This is a genomic window from Bacillus capparidis, from assembly GCF_017832095.1.
GTDB lineage: Bacteria > Bacillota > Bacilli > Bacillales > Bacillaceae > Bacillus > Bacillus gobiensis.
In genome coordinates this window covers 61,993-77,575 of the sequence record NZ_JAFDST010000005.1, presented here as the reverse complement: position 1 = coordinate 77,575, position 15,583 = coordinate 61,993, and the positions used below count along the sequence as shown (strand labels likewise).

Sequence of the window (15,583 nt, the reverse complement as noted above, 5' to 3'; positions counted from 1 at the left end):
ATGACCCATTGTTAATAGATAGTAAGACTGGAGTTCCGAAAATCTATATTCTTTTAGGGCAAAAATATCAATTTTCGCACCAAAGCTGCCCCATCTGTTTATATTATATAAAGTAAAAGTATATTGGAAAAATAAAGGATTTTAGAAAAACAAAGCCTTTGATCTTGCTGTAGTCCAGTGCAACTGATGCTATAGCTTGACACGTTAGGCTAGTGATCAATAAGTATTAAATAAATTTCATGGAAGGACTGATCAAATGTGTCGGAGCTAAATGCACAGGAAGCCTTGCTTCTACTTAAGAAAAAAGGGTCGGAACTTGAAAAGAAGCTCAACGAATCAATACAGGACGAATTAAATAATAAAGAGTTCATTGAGCTATTTAATAAGACAGGACCGATTCTTGCAAAACGTATTGAAGACATCCAGGAGTATGTAGAACTCTTATCAGCCATCTTGAATTTTCCTACCAAAAAAGATCATTACAACTTAGCAAACCTCGTTATTCAGCTAGAAGAGAAAATCGATCAAATAGAAGAATATCTTTACGCATTGAACAAATCGCTGGACGATATGAAAGTGATAAAACATGCAAAGAATGCATTCGAAAAAGAAAATCCAACATCCTATCATGCAAGCTCGAATGATAGTTCAGTAAGCTCCAGTGATTCAATCGATGCAATTGAGGACCTGGAAAAACCTTTTAATGATGATCCCGCTCCCTTAAATCAATCGTTGAACGAGATGAAACATACCCCTGATGCCTTAGACAATGAATCAGAGCAAGAAAATCTTTCAAAACCTAATGAAAATTCGAATGATGATTCGGCATTTACAAGTGATATAAAAGAGGAAAATGAAGAAGAGCAAGGAAAAACTTCAAATCCAGACCGGGCCTTAAAATCTTTAAGGGAACTTCGTAGAGAGATGAAACATACCCCTGATGCCTTAGACAATGAATCAGAGCAAGAAAATCTTTCAAAACCTAATGAAAATTCGAATGATGATCCAACATTTACAAGTGATATAAAAGAGGAAAATGAAGAGCAAGGAAAAACTTCAAATGATTGGACCATGAAATCTTTAAGGGAACTTCATAGAGAAAGGATCTTAAAGCATCTTTCGGATCTTATTAACCTTTATAAAAAGGATGAAGAATGATGTCAGAAAAAGAGAGTCAACTTCATGATGATATTCTAAAACAATTCATGCGATTCACAGATATATGGAATACTCCAGAGCCTGAAGTCGGTCCAACCTACCGCATTCCTGTCTGGAAGAAAAACAAAGCTACTCTCTGGTATTATCCTGCCAAAAAGAAAAAGTACAGCATCCCTTTATTTCTTGTATACTCTCTTGTCAATAAAGCGTTTATCCTTGATTTAGCTCCGGGAACGAGCATGATTGAAGCGTTTGTAAATGCAGGTTACGATGTATATTTACTAGATTTTGGCATTCCAGGCTATGAAGATAAGGACATTTCTCTAGACATGTATATTATGGATTACATCCAATCAGCTGTGAAACGGGCATTTCGTCATTCAGAAGCTGAAGAACTAACCGTCATTGCCTATTGTTTAGGTGGAACCCTTGCTGCAATCTATGCAGCGGTATCTGAAGAACCAATTAAGAACCTTGTTCTGAATGTTGCACCGATTGACTTTCATCAATATCCAGTCTTTGATCAATGGATTGAAGCTCTCAAAGACGGTGAGGTAGATCATAGTATCATAGATGCGATAGGAATTGTTCCCGCGAAATTCATGGAAGCGGGGATGCGTATGGTTAGCTCTCCTGTATACTTCAGTCACTATTTGTCTCTTTTGGCCCGGGCTGATAACCAAGAGTATGTCGACCACTGGCGACGCTTTAATAAATGGACAGTAGGACACGTCCCGTTTCCAGGAAAAGCTTTGAAACAATTGACTGAAAATATTGGTAAAGATAACAAACTCGTTAATGGAGGGATGGTTATTGAAGGGAAGAATGCAGATCTTTCCAATATCCATGCAAACCTCCTTGTTATTACAGCAGAAAATGATCGGCTTGTCCCGATAGAAATGAGCTCTCCAATTATGGAGCTGGTATCCAGCAAGGATAAAACGTTAGAAGTGATAACAGCAGGCCATGCTACGTTCACAGTTAAAGATGGTTTACCTCCACACTTGGATAAATGGCTTAGTAAACGGTCTAATCCGTTATATTAAATTTGTCATTATTTTAAAGGTGTATGCAAGGAGGGATGTAGAGTGTATCTTATTCAGCCGGATAGTAAAATGGAAAATCTCTTAGCAGAGGGGTTAGGCTTAGCAAGTATCGTATGTAAAAACTATGTAAAGTGTCAGGTTTCGCCTGACTTGTTTTATGATCTTGCTCAGCCAAATTATTTCGACCGTGAATCGCACCTTTATCAAGGCGATTCAATCGTTTGATTTCAATATAGACTGTAAAAGCACCATAACTAAATAGATCGTTATAAAAAATGTCAACCAGGTTTAATTGGTTGACATTTTTTATAGGTGTAAATTTATAAATCAGGAAGAAAAAAACTCAAACAAGGAACTCTTATTTTTAGCGTACCTTGTTCGAGCGTCAACTTTCTAAACAGAATCTTTTATTTTGAAAGTTCTTTCATTTGTTCCTTTAAGAGATTTCTTAATACTTTGGAATAATTTTTGTATTTTTTTTGATCATCTGATCCTTGTAATTTTTCTTTTACTTGTTCTAAATAAGCAATATTCTTCTCTAAAAAATACACTTGGGTTTTAATGAAATAACTAAGGTATTTTTTCGGAAACTTTTTCTTTTCACTCATCATAATTACTCCTCTCCTCTTTTTATCCATATTATATTTTCTCTATCTCTAAATCGTAGCGGCTTTACCCTAGTAGAGATTAAAATAGGTAAAAAACAATTTTTGAAATAGATGCTCTATTTGGACTGCGATTCATTGCTTCTTTTTATATCAATTTCAAGGAATAATTTGAATGGGTTGTGAGACCATAACATTAAATTACATTCATTTTTACATAGAGGTGTTATGATGGAAGATAAATTAAAGATTCGTTTAACAGCGGCAGAAATGGCAAGCTTGTGGACGCAGTATATGAATGATACGGCTTCCATATGTGCTTTAACGCATTTTTTAGAGAAGTTAGAAGATGAGGAAGTTCGTCCTGTTATCGAATTTGCGTTACAGGCCACTAAAACAAATATTTCGTTCTTACAGAACTTGTTTCAGAAAGAGGACTTTCCGATACCGGTTGGATTTAATGAGCAAGATGTGAATCCGACAGCTCCGAAATTATTTTCTGACTCTTTTGTATTAATGTATTTACGAAACATGTCCATTCTTGGTATGGCGGCAAGCAGCTTGGCCATTGGAGTTGTTACTCGGACAGATGTGGTCGGTTTTCATAAAAGTGTGTTAGATGCTTCCGTTCGATTGCAAGAATTATCAAAAGAGGTCATGCTTAATCAAGGAATTTATTTAAGGCCGCCGTATATTTCAGTTCCAGATAAGGTTGATTTTATTGAGAAACAGCGGTTTTTAGCAGGGTTTTTTGGCGGGAAAAGAGTGTTAACTGGGATTGAAATCACTCACCTGTTTATTAACGTTCAAACCAATTCGATTGGTAAGGCTTTGATGGTAGGCTTTGCTCAAGTCGCTCAAAAGCAGGATGTGAAACAATACTTATTAAGAGGAAAGCAAATTGCCCAAAAGCATATTGATTTATTTAGCGACGTCTTAAGAAAAGAGGATTTGCCAGCTCCGATGACCTGGGATGCTTCAGTTTCTGATTCTACGACAAAAGTATTTTCTGACAAGTTGATTATGTATCATGTCACCGCTATGATAGCTGCCGGAATCGGTAATTATGGGACAGCAATGGCCGCGAGCCCGCGAAGAGATATCGCCATGAATTATGCATCAATCATCCCAGAAATTTCATTGTATGCAGAAGACGGGGCAAATATTATGATAAAGCATGGATGGCTGGAAGAGCCTCCGCAGGCAGATGATCGTAATCAGTTAGTAAAGGGTTAAATCATGTGGGTGCACACGAAAAATTACTATGGAGCATTGCGTTACCCGGATTTGGACAGATTTTAAACAGGAAATTAATCAAAGGAATTTTATTTATTTCCTTGGAATTTCTCGTTAACATCCAGGCCAACTTCAATGAAACGATTCGCTTAAGCTTTACAGGAGAGATATTTCAAGCAATTGAACAAGCGAATTATAATTGGCTGATGTTTTACCCGTGTCTATATTTTTTCGCGATGTGGGATGCCTATAAGGATGCAGGCGGCACTAAGACTCCGTATTCTTTCTTGCCTTTTGTTTTTGCGGCATACTTCGTAACTATAGGAGTAATTTATTCTTCTTCCTTTACGGTTTTTGGCACCTTATTAGGTCCAATATGGCTCCCCATGATATTTGTTATTCCCGGTGTGATCCTAGGGCTTTTTATTCAAAAGGTGATTTTAAATAAGATGCATTGGAAAGATAAAGAAGTCGAGTAAGAGATGATCTTATTCGACTTTTTTTGTTGGGAAAAACTCGAGTTGATCTAAGTTAGTTTACTGTAGGACAAAAAGGGAATTGATATGCGAAAACACTTAAAGCAAGAAATTGAAGTCGATCAGTATAGCTGCTTTTTCGATTAACAGCTTATATGAGTATTAGAAAGGAGACTAATCATGTTATTGATCAGCTTTTTCCTCGCGCTTGGATTTGTCGCCTTTCATCTTTTTTCCAAACATATTAGCTCTTTACCTACGATTCCCAGAAGCTATGCTCTTTCCTTATCAGGAGGAATTTCGGTAGGTTATGTTTTTTCTGAAACTCTTCCCAATCTAAATGATCATCAGGAGAATATTGATAGAGCGACTCCATTTGGATTAGTAGAAAACGATGCTTATCTTATAGCGATGATCGGGCTGTTATTTTTTGGAGGGCTGGAATGGTATGTAAAAAGATCAAGGATTCAACACCATGAATTGAATGGAAAAGAAGTTTCGCATCGGGTATTTTGGATTCATATGAGCTCATTTTTTATTTTTAATACGTTAATTGGTTATTTATTGCTCCAAGGAAAGAATGGAGGGATAACTGAAAAACTTTTCTTTTTTGCAGCATTATCTGTGCATATTATGTCCAATGATATCAGTCTCCGCCGTTCTCATAAAGAAGCCTATGACAAACTGGGAAGATGGCTGCTTTCGGCAGGTTTTCTTCTCGGATGGATCATCAGCGTCTTTGTTAAGATTTCAGATTCTGCCATCTCTGCAGTATTTGCATTGCTTTCGGGGGGCATGATCATGAACGCCATAAAACAGGAATTTTCCGAAGAAGGGGAAACGAGCTTCCTGGCGTTCGCAGCTGGAAGCATTGGATATTCAGCGGTGTGGCTGATTGTCAGCAGGATTTCTTAATAGTTGTATTTATGAAAAACTCCGTTCGATGGCTGGTTTCATCCGCCATTAAATGGAGTTTTTTATTGCTTAACGTATGAAGACTGGATTTGTTCTGCACCAGTAGCTGGTCGAATCTTTTGGAAAACGGGCAGAAAAAAAGCAGAGGTGGTCGCAATAAATTCCAAAGCGGTCGCAAAAACTCCATCCCCGGCAGAAATCCCCTGAAGAAGCGTTTTCTATTTTTTATTTTGGGAAATCAAATCTCATTAGGGTTTTCATATCAAATGCATTAAAAAATGGAAAACAGGGATACTATCTTTGAATGAAGCACCCGAACATATTTCTCTATTAGCTTGGAGTGTTACAGGACTATGAATAGTATGTGGAACCGCTTATTAAAAAAACAAAAAGAGAAAACGATGTATTATGAAGAATCGGAATTACCCACTAAAGACGTAAAAATCAGCCAGAGTTTAGATGAAAATATAAAAAATATTAAAGAGGTTTTAGGAGACAGCGGTGACTTAATCATTCGCCAATTTAAAATGGGGAAACCTACCCAGCACAAAGTGGCTGCTATTCATATCAACGGGTTGGCCGATAAAGAACTGATCAGTGTTTCGATCATTGAAAGACTAATGGAGAACGTGAAAAATACTGATAATGTCGATCCCGAGACCCCGAAAGAACTTTTTGCCTACATTAAAGAAAATATTATAACAGTAGCAACGATAGAGGATATTACAGAATGGAAAAAGCTACTCTCTTCACTTATATCAGGGCAAACCATGATTCTTGCTGATGGCGTGAATAAAGCCATTGGCTGCTCTGTGCAAGGCGGGGAGTTACGGTCCATTGCTGAACCTTTGACAGAACCTTCAGTCAGGGGGCCGAAGGAAAGCTTTGTTGAGGCTCTTATTACGAATACATCCATGGTTCGCCGCAGGATTAAAAGCCCAAATCTATGGGTAGAAACGATGAAGCTGGGGAAGGTTACACAAACGGATGTGGCTTTATTGTACGTAAATGGATTAGTCAACGAAAAGCTTCTTGCCGAAGTCAGAGAGCGGCTAGGTAAAATAGAAGCCGATGAAATTATGGGGACAAACACAATTGAAGAATGGATTGGGGATAACATATGGACTCCTTGGCCTACGTTTCTTGTGACGGAACGTCCGGATGTTGTGGCGGGAAATTTGATGGAAGGGCGTGTCGCTATTTTTGTTGACGGGACGCCAATGCCGTTAGTTTTGCCTGCGACCTGGAATCAATTTTTTCAAACGGCTGAGGATTATTATTTAAATTGGACCGTTGCCAGTTTTTTGCGGCTTCTTCGAATTATTGCATTTTTATTTACTCTTTTAGGACCGTCTTTGTTTATTGCCTTTATTGCGTATCACCCGGAAATGATTCCAACCCCTTTGTTGATCAGTCTGCAAGCTCAGCGTCAAGGTGTTCCTTTTCCAGTTTTTATCGAGGCGCTGTTAATGGAATTTACCTTCGAGGTGCTGCGGGAGGCGGGAGTGCGGATGCCGCGGCCTGTAGGACAGGCGGTTTCTATCGTTGGAGCATTAGTATTGGGAGACGCCGCAGTTGCAGCGGGAATTGTTTCAAGTGCCATGGTCATTGTCGTGGCAGGGACTGCCATAGCCAGTTTTACCGTCCCCCATTATACAATGATGGATGCGACGCGTTTACTGCGGTTTGGAATGATGACATTGGCTGCTTCATTCGGGCTTTACGGAATTGGACTTGGAGTCATAGTATTAGTCGCGCACACGTGCAGCCTGCGCTCGTTCGGAATTCCCTATTTGGCACCCTTTGCTCCTTTGATTATTTCGGATTGGAAAGATTCGCTCCTCCGTTTCCCGAAGCCGCTTTTATCTAATCGACCTCGCCTAGTTAGCCAAAAGAAAATTATGAGGGCAGGCGATACACAAGATTTGCGGCCGACTCCGAGAAAAAATCATACACTTGATCAAGAACCAAAGAGGGATTCCAATGAATCGTAATCCATTCATCATATTAGTAGCATTTCTTTCGATTTTCTTGTTGTCAGGCTGCTGGGATCGCAACGAATTACAAGAACTGGATGTTGTGGGTGCACTTGGGATTGACCTTAACGAAGATACTGAAAACAAATATCGAGTGACAGTCCAAATTATTAATGAGCAAAAAATCTCTACTACACAAGGGCAGGGAGGGGGATCTGAAGCAGCCCCCGTTACGACCTTCTCGGCGTCAGGGAGCACTATTCACGAGGCTTTTCAAAAAATTTCGCCACAGTCCTCCCAGAAGCTTTTTTTTCCTCATGTCCAATTAATGGTGATTGGCGAGGAGCTGGCGAGAGAAGAAGGCATTCAAGATTTGTTTGATTGGATTGAACGCGATTCCCAGTTTCGAACGCTTTTTCCGATTTTAATCGCGAGAGATCATAAAGCAGAGGAGCTTCTCCAAATTACGACCTCATTAGAGTCTGTTCCTGCTGTTGGGATTGCTGATAGTCTGAAAAACAGCAGAAAGGGTACCAGCACCCAAGCGAATCAAGTCATTCAACAATTAAGCGAAAAAGGGGTAAGCTTGACTGGGCTTCAGATGACTGGAAACGCGGAAAATGGAAACAGCGTAAAAAATGTGCAGCAGATTTCTCCTGAGACTAAGGTGGAAATCAAAGGGATTGCCGTTTTTAAACAGGGGAAACTGACAAAGTGGCTGGATGGCTCCTTAGAGCGCGGAGCGATGTGGATAAATAAAGAAGTGAGCGAAACGAACATCAACCTTCCTTGTAAGAAGGAAGAAAAAGACGTTGCCGTAGATTTGAACCGTTACATTTTGAAAATTAAGGCGAAAATAAAAAATGGGAAACCGGTCATTGATATCAAGGCTCGGGCTGAAGGGGAAATTTCCGAAGTCCAATGTCCGATCGATCTCTCGAAGCATGAGTCCATTGAAAAACTTGAAAACGAGATGGCAAAGAAAATGAAAGCGGAAATGGTAATGGCAGTAGAAGCAGCCAAAGAGGCACGAAGCGACTTTTTTCACTTTGGCGAATATGTGAACCGTGAAGATCCAAAATTGTATAAAAAGATCGAAAAAACGTGGGATGAAGAAATATTTCCTGAAACGGATATTAACGTAGACGTGCAAGCATTTATTCGGAGAACAGGCTTGCGGACAAAGTCATATATTAAATAGGCGAATATCTTGTCATACCTAGTTGCAAAGGGGCTTCACAGACGATGGAAAAAGCTAAATTAAGTGCCATTCAACTTTTTTCGATAATGTTATTTTTTGAGCTTGGAAGCGCTTTGGTCGTGAGCCTTGCCAGTGGTGCGAAAAAAGATGCTTGGTTTGCAATTTTTTTAGGAATGTGCGGGGGGATCGTCTTATTTTTCATATACTACTTTTTGTATCGCCAATATCCTAATCTGTCGTTCACCGGGTACGCCAGAAAAATTGCTGGCAAATATCTTGGTTGGATGATCGGCTTGATATATGTCATCTACTTTTTGTATGCTGCAGCCAGAAATCTGCGTGATTTTGGGGATCTGCTGCGTGCTTCAACTTTAACCAACACACCAGTGCTGGCGATTATCGTGTTATTCCTTCTTGTCCTCTGTTATGTATTGTTTCTAGGGATAGAAACAATAGGGAGGACCGCGGAAGTGTTTATTGTGATCCTGATCTTTTTTGGGGTTACTGCCAGTTTTCTCGTATTTTTTTCAGGCTATGTCGATTTCCATAACCTGCAACCTTTTCTTGAAAACGGATGGGAGCCCATTTTAAAAACAGTTCCGTCGATTGCCTTTTTCCCTTTCGGAGAATTTTTCGTCTTTACGATGCTGCTTCCGTATTTAAATCAGCCTGAATTAGCAAAAAAAGTTTGGCTGTCCGCTTTATTTACGAGCGGAATTATATTAATGTTTATAACCAGTTTAAACATTGCTGTTCTCGGTTTGGGAGAAATGGAAGTCGCTACGTTTCCGTTGCTGTCGACGATCGGAAGAGTGAACCTTTTCGATTTTATCCAACGGCTTGATGCTGTTGTTGTTCTTTCCTTCCTCTTAACCATGTTTTACAAAATCTCCATCTTTTTTTATAGTGCGATCATCGGAATGGTTGATTTGTTTAAGTTAAAAAAGCATCAAATACTTTTGCCGTCAGGATTAATCCTTATTATTTTAACTATGGTTATTTCTTCGGATTTTTCGGAGCATATTGAAGAAGGGCAAAAGGTTGTACCGTATTCTCTTTTCTTGTTTATTCACATATTAATCCCTTTGTCTTTGCTGCTAGTTGCGACGGTTCGCAACCGTTTTAAGAAAGCAAATTAGAACTATTTACACCTAAATAAGCAAAGAGAGGCTGCTTGCTCATTGGAAAAGGCCAAAATTAATGTCATTCAACTATTTGCTTTGATGTTCATTTTTGAACTCAGGACTACACTGGTTGTAAGTTACGGGGTAACTGCCGGCAAAGAAGCTTGGCTTGCGACTCTTTTCGGATTGTGCGGAGGGATTGTTTTATTTTTTATTCACTATTATGTCATGAGGCACTATCCAAATCTGTATTTGACCGGATACGCAAGAAAAATATTCGGTAATTACATAGGCTGGGCGATAGGTCTTATATATATTATTTACTTTTTGTACATAGCAGCTCGAAATCTAAGAGAATTCGGTGACTTGCTGATTTCTTCCACTATGCCAAATACACCGGCATTGGGCTGTCAATATTTTAATGATTCTTGCCGTTTGCTACGTCCTTTATCTTGGTATTGAAGTAGTTGCGAGATCAGCAGAGGTTTTTATTATCATCCTGCTTCTTCTTGGAGTTGCAGGGAATTTTTTAGTTCTTTTTTCGGGGTATGTTGATTTTCATCAGCTGCAGCCGTTTCTTGAAGATGGATGGAAGCCTGTCTTTACGACTGCCTTTCCGAGGCTTCTCTCTTTCCCTTTTGGAGAAATGATTGTTTTTACGATGCTGTACCCTTATTTAAATCGGCCTGAAGCGGTGAAAAAAGTTTGGCTGTCCGCCATCATTTCAAGGCGGGCTTATTTTAAGCTATACTACCGCTTTGAATATTGCTGTACTTGGTGTAAAAAATGTGGAGAGATCTACGTTTCCTTTGCTATCAACAATTGGAATGGTCAATTGGTTCGATTTTATCCAACGGCTCGATGTCATTGTAGTTTTCACCTTACTGCTTACCGTGTTTTTTAAAGCAATCATCTATTTTTATTGTGCTGCTATCGGGATGGCCAATTTGTTTAAGTTAAACTTTAGGCTTGTGGTTTTTCCAACAGGAGTGATATTACTTGTATTATCAATGGTAATTGCTTCAAATTTTGTGGAGCATTCTGAAGAAGCCCGGTACTTCATACCATATTACCTGCACAGTACTTTTCTCATCAGCCTTCCGCTGTTAATGCTTTTGGTTGTGTTGGTTCGCAGCCGTTTGATGAATAAAACTAACTAGATCCCTTTTGTTTGTTCGCTTTGTTTTTGATCATGAAATAGATTTGCTGCCCGACTGTTAGCAGTAGAAAGAAAAGCAACATGACTAATTCTCCGGTTTCAATAACCCAAAAGGGGTTGAATAAATGATATAAAATATGAGAGGGATCAAAGCCCATAAGTAAGTCGATTCCTGCTATAAGTGATAGGCATAAGAAAAGAATGAGAATAAATATTCCTAATATCTTCATGGTTTCCTCCTAGGTTTTTACTCTATACCTATATCATGAGCAGGCTTCGTCCAGTATATTCGTTGTTTCAAAATGAAGAAGACGAATTCCGATTGATTAGGAATTCGCCGTAACGACGTATGTAAGCTTATAACGTATATTTATATCTTTTTAGAAACACAATGCACATGCTTCCGACGATAATAAGCAGAATTAAAAACCAAGGAATAATTTTTGCCGGATGAGCACTGAAGCCATAGATGAAAGCTAATGCTCCGACACTCACGATTCTTCCCACACTAAGTGCCATTTCCCGGGCAACTACCATTTCGATCCTCAGCCTGCCTTGTTGGTCAAACTTTGAAACCGAGTTTAATGATAACGTATCAAAAGGAACAGTGAACATTGGAATACAAATGGCAGAGACAAGCCCGTATACGATTAGTGAGAAAAGGTTGACATCGAATGACAACACGACAAATGACAGACTTAACAGCACATTTCCCAAAATAATCAGCGGCCATTTTTGTTTTTCATTGCTGAATTTGCCGATCATATAATAAGTAACAATGGACAAGGCCGTGGTCATAAAAGCAAAATTGCCAAGTACTCTCTCACTGCCCGTGACGATAAATACCCAAAGAGAAATCACAAAAGAAATGACGCCGTCCCGAAATGCAAGGCATGTAAAGGAGTAAGCAAGATATCGCCATTCCTTGTCGATATGAATCTTTACCACGGATTTCCACTGAAAACAGCTTTTTTCCCCGAAATTCGGCAGAAAAAAAGCAAGTGCTATCGCAATGGCAAAGAAAAAAAGAGAGAAACTGAAAATGATTTGATAGCCGATTAAGCTGGGCAGAAACTCAACGATCCATCCGCCGAGCAATGGGCCGATCATTTGGGTCAAAGACGTACAAATTCCGTTAACAGAATTAAACCATTTGCGGTTTTGTTTTGTTGTATAATCGACTGTCAATGTGTTTACCGACAACCAGAAAAATCCTGAACCGATACCAAACAGCGTCGCCAATTCAATTACGTGGTTGACGGATTCCGTTCCGAGATGAAGTACACGAAAGTAAAAAACAAGCTGAAAAATACTGCCGATAATCAGAGAAAATTTCCGTTCGATTTTTTTACTGATCATTCCTGAGACAACAAAAGCAGGTGCCCATATGAGATAGGAAAAAAAATTAAATAAAACGACTTCGAATATGGTAAGGGAAATTTTATACAAATATACATTCACAAAAATAGTTGATAAACTACTGGCAATTCCGCTTAAGCATAAAATGACAAGAAAATTTTTTGTGTATGCAGGGAACACAGTTGTGTTTGGCTGTTCACGCGATACTTTTGCCAAAGGATCAGATGGTTTCTCGTGGAAAATAAATCGGATTGCTTAAAGCGGCCATTCCTTTCTTGCCGAATGCAGGAAACGTTCTCCACACTTCAATCCGGTAAAAGAACCTTTCTTTTACGTGCTGCCATAAGTAGTGAAAGGTTGATTGCCCGGATTCAACCACAAGTGTATACTCAATTTCCCTATTCGAAATAATTTTAATCTCGTCACCTTTTTCAAGTCCGGATATGCTTACGGATACTTCTTGCTCCGGCTTGCAAAGATCGCCTGCTATCGCTTGATCAGCTCTCAGCTCAATAGCGGGGCCATCAGGTGAATAAGACAACGTGACGTTCCCTGCTTGAATCGCTGACAGAATTCCTGCTACTGATTTTTCTGCATAAATACGGGTCGTTGGATAGCCTTGCCGGACATACGGATCCGGACGGTGAGTATCACTTCCTCCGACTGCTGGTATCCTCATTCCTCTTACAAGCTGTTCATGCCACCACTGAACTGCCTTTTCGTTGCATTCCCGCCATGGACCGTTCCACACTTCTACCGCATCAAATTCCAAATCGAAGCCGTAATTCCAAGGACAGCCGTCGTCAAAAGGGTGGTTGATCGATATAAGTGCCCCCTTTTCTTTCGCTTCTTGTAGCTTGCTCTTCATCTCATTCGTTGTTTGGGCACGGAAATCGAGAACAGGTTCCTTAACACCGAATAAATTGCAATGTCCTTCGTAGGTTGTCAGCTCCATGCCTGGAATACTAAGAATGTCACCGAAACTTTCATACTCTGCATTTTGGCTTGTCACATTGTGGTCCATGGCGCCAATAATATCTAACCCGTGCTGGGCGGCGATTTGAACATTTTCCCTGACCAGATAAGATCCGTCGCTGTGGATCGTATGCAGGTGTAGATCACCTTTCAGCCAAGATTTCTGCAATAAAGGTTTTTCTTCGGAAATAATCGTCAGCTTAACAATGCAGCCTTCTTTGGCGATTCTGTAGGCACCTAACAGAATCGCCCATTCTCCAGCTTTCAAGTCCCCTGGTGTATAGCCCGGGGTTGCCTGATCAATCCCGATATAAAACTCGCTTCGAGCGCCGCCGCTCCAACCTCTGACTCGGCTTTGGTCTCTCACTCCCAAATCGACGACGCAGGGATCTGATCCTTGACTGATAACTTCATATTTTACCATTAGCCGGGACAAATCGTTTTCTATCGCAAAAGGGATTTCGATATAGTTTCTTTCTTCGCTTTTTGTGATCAATCGAGTTAGTGTAAGCAGCTGTTCCAACGATTCTCCTCCTGTTCATTATTCTTTTGTGGATCCTAATGAAATTCCTTTAACAAAATATTTTTGGACGAACGGATAAATCACCAGCAACGGAATCAAAGCAATCATGATTCCTGCCATCCGTACATTCGGTGTGAAAAATGTGCTTGTAGATGTTGAATCCGATCCAATGACCAGCGCCTGCAAAGCAATTTGCAGTGTATATTTGTCGGGATCATTAATATAAAGGAGAGCAGAGGTAAAGTGATTCCATCTGCTTACAAATTCAAACAGCAGTACGGTCATCAATCCGGGTTTGGCAATCGGCAAATAAAGCTTCCAGAAGATAAAAAAATCTCCTGCACCATCGATGCGCGCTGATTCTGCGATGCTGTCCGGGACAGATAAAAAGAAATTGCGCATCAATAAAATAGAAAAACCTGATACCAATCCTGATAAAACAAGCGAGGAAAGGGTGTTTAGCAGGCCGAGATCTTTATTGACGATATACAATGGAATCATGATTGTTTCAGAAGGCACAACCATCGTCAGCATAATGAAAGTAACCATAAATTTTTTTCCAGGCAGTCCTTTTTGAATTAGCATGTAACCAGCCATTGAAGCCAAAAACACGTGGATGATTGTGCCTGCTACAGTAACAATTGAATTGTTGACAAACGGAAGCCACAGTTCCATTTTTGTCCACACGGTTTGATAGCCTTCAAGACTCCATTCCGACGGCCAAAGCTTTAAACCAGTTTGCATGGAAGCGACATTGGAACTAAAGGAAACGACAAAGCTGTTCAAAATCGGTAAAATCATAGTGATAACTAATACATTAAGAAATAAGTAAATTCCCCAACGGACAAGAACCGATCCCTGTTGTTCTCCTATTTTTCGCTGATTCATGGTTTCACTCCAAATCGTATTTCGTAACTTTTCTGGTAATAAACACTAAAACAAGGGTTGCGGCAATCACCAGAAAGGAAGCGGCAGAGGCGACGCCCATATTAAAGTTTAAAATCCCTTTTTCATACACATACGTCATCAATACGTCAACCTGGCCGGCAATCGCTGGATTTCTCATGACAAAAATTTGGTCAAAAATCCGCAATACCCCCATTAAATTCAATAAAAAAACGATCTTCATCGTCGGGATCAGCTGCGGCAGGGTGATATGCCGAATTTCCTGCATCCGGTTTGCTCCGTCTATTCGAGCGGCTTCATACAGTGTCGGGTTGATCGCAGTAATGGCTGCTAAATAAATAATGCAGTTATAACCCATATCCTTCCATACAGCGGAGAGTATGATGATGGGCCTTGCATAATCTTTGTTTGTCAGAAAGGTGATTTCTTCCTTTCCGAGTAACGTAAGGATTGAATTGACAAGTCCTCCGTCGGGCGACAATATAAAAATCCATATCCCTCCGACAACAACCCATGAAAACAAGTGCGGGATGTAAATGACCGTTTGGATAAATCGTTTGAAAACGATATGCAATACTTCGTTCAGAGCGAGCGCTGTAATGATAGGCGCAACAAATCCCAACAATAAAATGCCGCCGCCAATCCAAAGAGTGTTCGTAAGAGATTGCCAAAAAGCGGGATCATTCAAAACGGTATTGTAGTTAGCAAGCCCGACAAACGGCCGGTCGCCGATCAGCCGGAATTTTTGCAGGCTCATCATAAATCCGCTGATTAATGGATAGAAATTAAAAATACAAAAATAAAGCAATATTGGCACAAACATTAAATATAAGCTGAAATGCTTCTGTATCAGTTTCAAGGCTTACGTCTCCCTGTGCATAAAATAACAGGAGAAGAGGAAGCATATTCTTTCTCTCTCCTGTT

Annotated in this window: 18 protein-coding genes; 12 read left to right on the top strand and 6 right to left on the bottom strand. The window is 39.9% G+C overall.

Annotated features, from left to right (window positions below; translation table 11 throughout):
* Positions 1–258: 258 nt before the first annotated feature.
* Genes JOC74_RS17920 through JOC74_RS17910 form a run of 3 tightly spaced genes read left to right on the top strand, consistent with a single transcriptional unit; the run spans position 259 to position 2,429 of the window.
* Positions 259–1,158: a hypothetical protein gene (locus JOC74_RS17920; RefSeq protein ID WP_053603678.1), complete on the top strand. Its 900-nt coding sequence runs from the start codon at positions 259–261 to the stop codon at positions 1,156–1,158.
* Positions 1,158–2,204, top strand: a complete 1,047-nt coding sequence (locus tag JOC74_RS17915) for an alpha/beta fold hydrolase (RefSeq protein WP_245213009.1) — start codon at positions 1,158–1,160, stop codon at positions 2,202–2,204. Before JOC74_RS17920 ends, JOC74_RS17915 begins: the two co-directional genes overlap by 1 nt.
* Before the next feature lie 42 nt (positions 2,205–2,246).
* Positions 2,247–2,429 (top strand): hypothetical protein, encoded by a 183-nt coding sequence (locus JOC74_RS17910; protein ID WP_053603677.1) that lies wholly within the window; start codon positions 2,247–2,249, stop codon positions 2,427–2,429.
* A gap of 182 nt (positions 2,430–2,611) precedes the next feature.
* On the opposite strand, the gene JOC74_RS17905 is transcribed toward JOC74_RS17910, so the two are convergent.
* Positions 2,612–2,812 carry a hypothetical protein gene (locus JOC74_RS17905; RefSeq protein ID WP_211086241.1) on the bottom strand — a complete coding sequence of 67 codons (201 nt, stop codon included), beginning with the start codon at positions 2,810–2,812 and terminating at the stop codon, positions 2,612–2,614.
* A 228-nt stretch (positions 2,813–3,040) separates the two neighbouring features.
* Between JOC74_RS17905 and JOC74_RS17900 the strand changes: the two genes are divergently transcribed.
* From JOC74_RS17900 to JOC74_RS24010, 9 genes are all read left to right on the top strand, one after another.
* Positions 3,041–4,045, top strand: a complete 1,005-nt coding sequence (locus JOC74_RS17900; RefSeq protein ID WP_053603675.1) for a DUF3231 family protein — start codon at positions 3,041–3,043, stop codon at positions 4,043–4,045.
* Positions 4,046–4,050: 5 nt separating this feature from the next.
* Positions 4,051–4,524, top strand: a complete 474-nt coding sequence (locus tag JOC74_RS17895) for a hypothetical protein (RefSeq protein ID WP_053603674.1) — start codon at positions 4,051–4,053, stop codon at positions 4,522–4,524.
* A gap of 177 nt (positions 4,525–4,701) precedes the next feature.
* Positions 4,702–5,436 (top strand): hypothetical protein, encoded by a 735-nt coding sequence (locus JOC74_RS17890; RefSeq protein WP_053603673.1) that lies wholly within the window; start codon positions 4,702–4,704, stop codon positions 5,434–5,436.
* 353 nt (positions 5,437–5,789) lie between these two features.
* Positions 5,790–7,430 (top strand): spore germination protein, encoded by a 1,641-nt coding sequence (locus JOC74_RS17885; RefSeq protein WP_053603672.1) that lies wholly within the window; start codon positions 5,790–5,792, stop codon positions 7,428–7,430.
* On the top strand, positions 7,420–8,613 hold the full coding sequence (locus JOC74_RS17880) for a Ger(x)C family spore germination protein (RefSeq protein ID WP_053603671.1): 1,194 nt from the start codon (positions 7,420–7,422) through the stop codon (positions 8,611–8,613). Before JOC74_RS17885 ends, JOC74_RS17880 begins: the two co-directional genes overlap by 11 nt.
* Positions 8,614–8,657: 44 nt before the next feature.
* The gene (locus tag JOC74_RS17875) at positions 8,658–9,752 is read left to right on the top strand and encodes a GerAB/ArcD/ProY family transporter (RefSeq protein ID WP_082363929.1); all 1,095 of its coding nucleotides are present in this window, start codon (positions 8,658–8,660) and stop codon (positions 9,750–9,752) included.
* A 42-nt stretch (positions 9,753–9,794) separates the two neighbouring features.
* On the top strand, positions 9,795–10,199 hold the full coding sequence (locus JOC74_RS23675) for a GerAB/ArcD/ProY family transporter (RefSeq protein WP_053603670.1): 405 nt from the start codon (positions 9,795–9,797) through the stop codon (positions 10,197–10,199).
* Positions 10,159–10,641, top strand: coding sequence for a GerAB/ArcD/ProY family transporter (locus JOC74_RS24195; protein WP_264080178.1), 483 nt, complete (start codon positions 10,159–10,161; stop codon positions 10,639–10,641). The genes JOC74_RS23675 and JOC74_RS24195 overlap by 41 nt, the downstream gene beginning before the upstream one ends.
* Entirely contained in the window at positions 10,526–10,897 is a 372-nt protein-coding gene (locus JOC74_RS24010; RefSeq protein ID WP_264080177.1) for a GerAB/ArcD/ProY family transporter, read from the top strand. The genes JOC74_RS24195 and JOC74_RS24010 overlap by 116 nt, the downstream gene beginning before the upstream one ends.
* Here JOC74_RS24010 and JOC74_RS17865 read toward each other — a convergent pair.
* The 5 genes from JOC74_RS17865 to JOC74_RS17845 form a co-directional block, all read right to left on the bottom strand.
* Positions 10,890–11,126 (bottom strand): YczF family membrane protein, encoded by a 237-nt coding sequence (locus tag JOC74_RS17865; RefSeq protein WP_053603668.1) that lies wholly within the window; start codon positions 11,124–11,126, stop codon positions 10,890–10,892. The genes JOC74_RS24010 and JOC74_RS17865 overlap by 8 nt on opposite strands.
* 127 nt (positions 11,127–11,253) lie before the next feature.
* Complete coding sequence (locus tag JOC74_RS17860; protein WP_053603667.1) at positions 11,254–12,471, bottom strand: MFS transporter; 1,218 nt, start codon at positions 12,469–12,471, stop codon at positions 11,254–11,256.
* 4 nt (positions 12,472–12,475) lie between these two features.
* Positions 12,476–13,753: a CehA/McbA family metallohydrolase gene (locus JOC74_RS17855; RefSeq protein WP_053603666.1), complete on the bottom strand. Its 1,278-nt coding sequence runs from the start codon at positions 13,751–13,753 to the stop codon at positions 12,476–12,478.
* An 18-nt stretch (positions 13,754–13,771) separates the two neighbouring features.
* On the bottom strand, positions 13,772–14,641 hold the full coding sequence (locus tag JOC74_RS17850; protein ID WP_053603665.1) for a carbohydrate ABC transporter permease: 870 nt from the start codon (positions 14,639–14,641) through the stop codon (positions 13,772–13,774).
* Positions 14,642–14,645: 4 nt separating this feature from the next.
* Positions 14,646–15,518 (bottom strand): ABC transporter permease subunit, encoded by an 873-nt coding sequence (locus JOC74_RS17845; RefSeq protein WP_053603664.1) that lies wholly within the window; start codon positions 15,516–15,518, stop codon positions 14,646–14,648.
* Between the last annotated feature and the right edge of the window lie 65 nt (positions 15,519–15,583).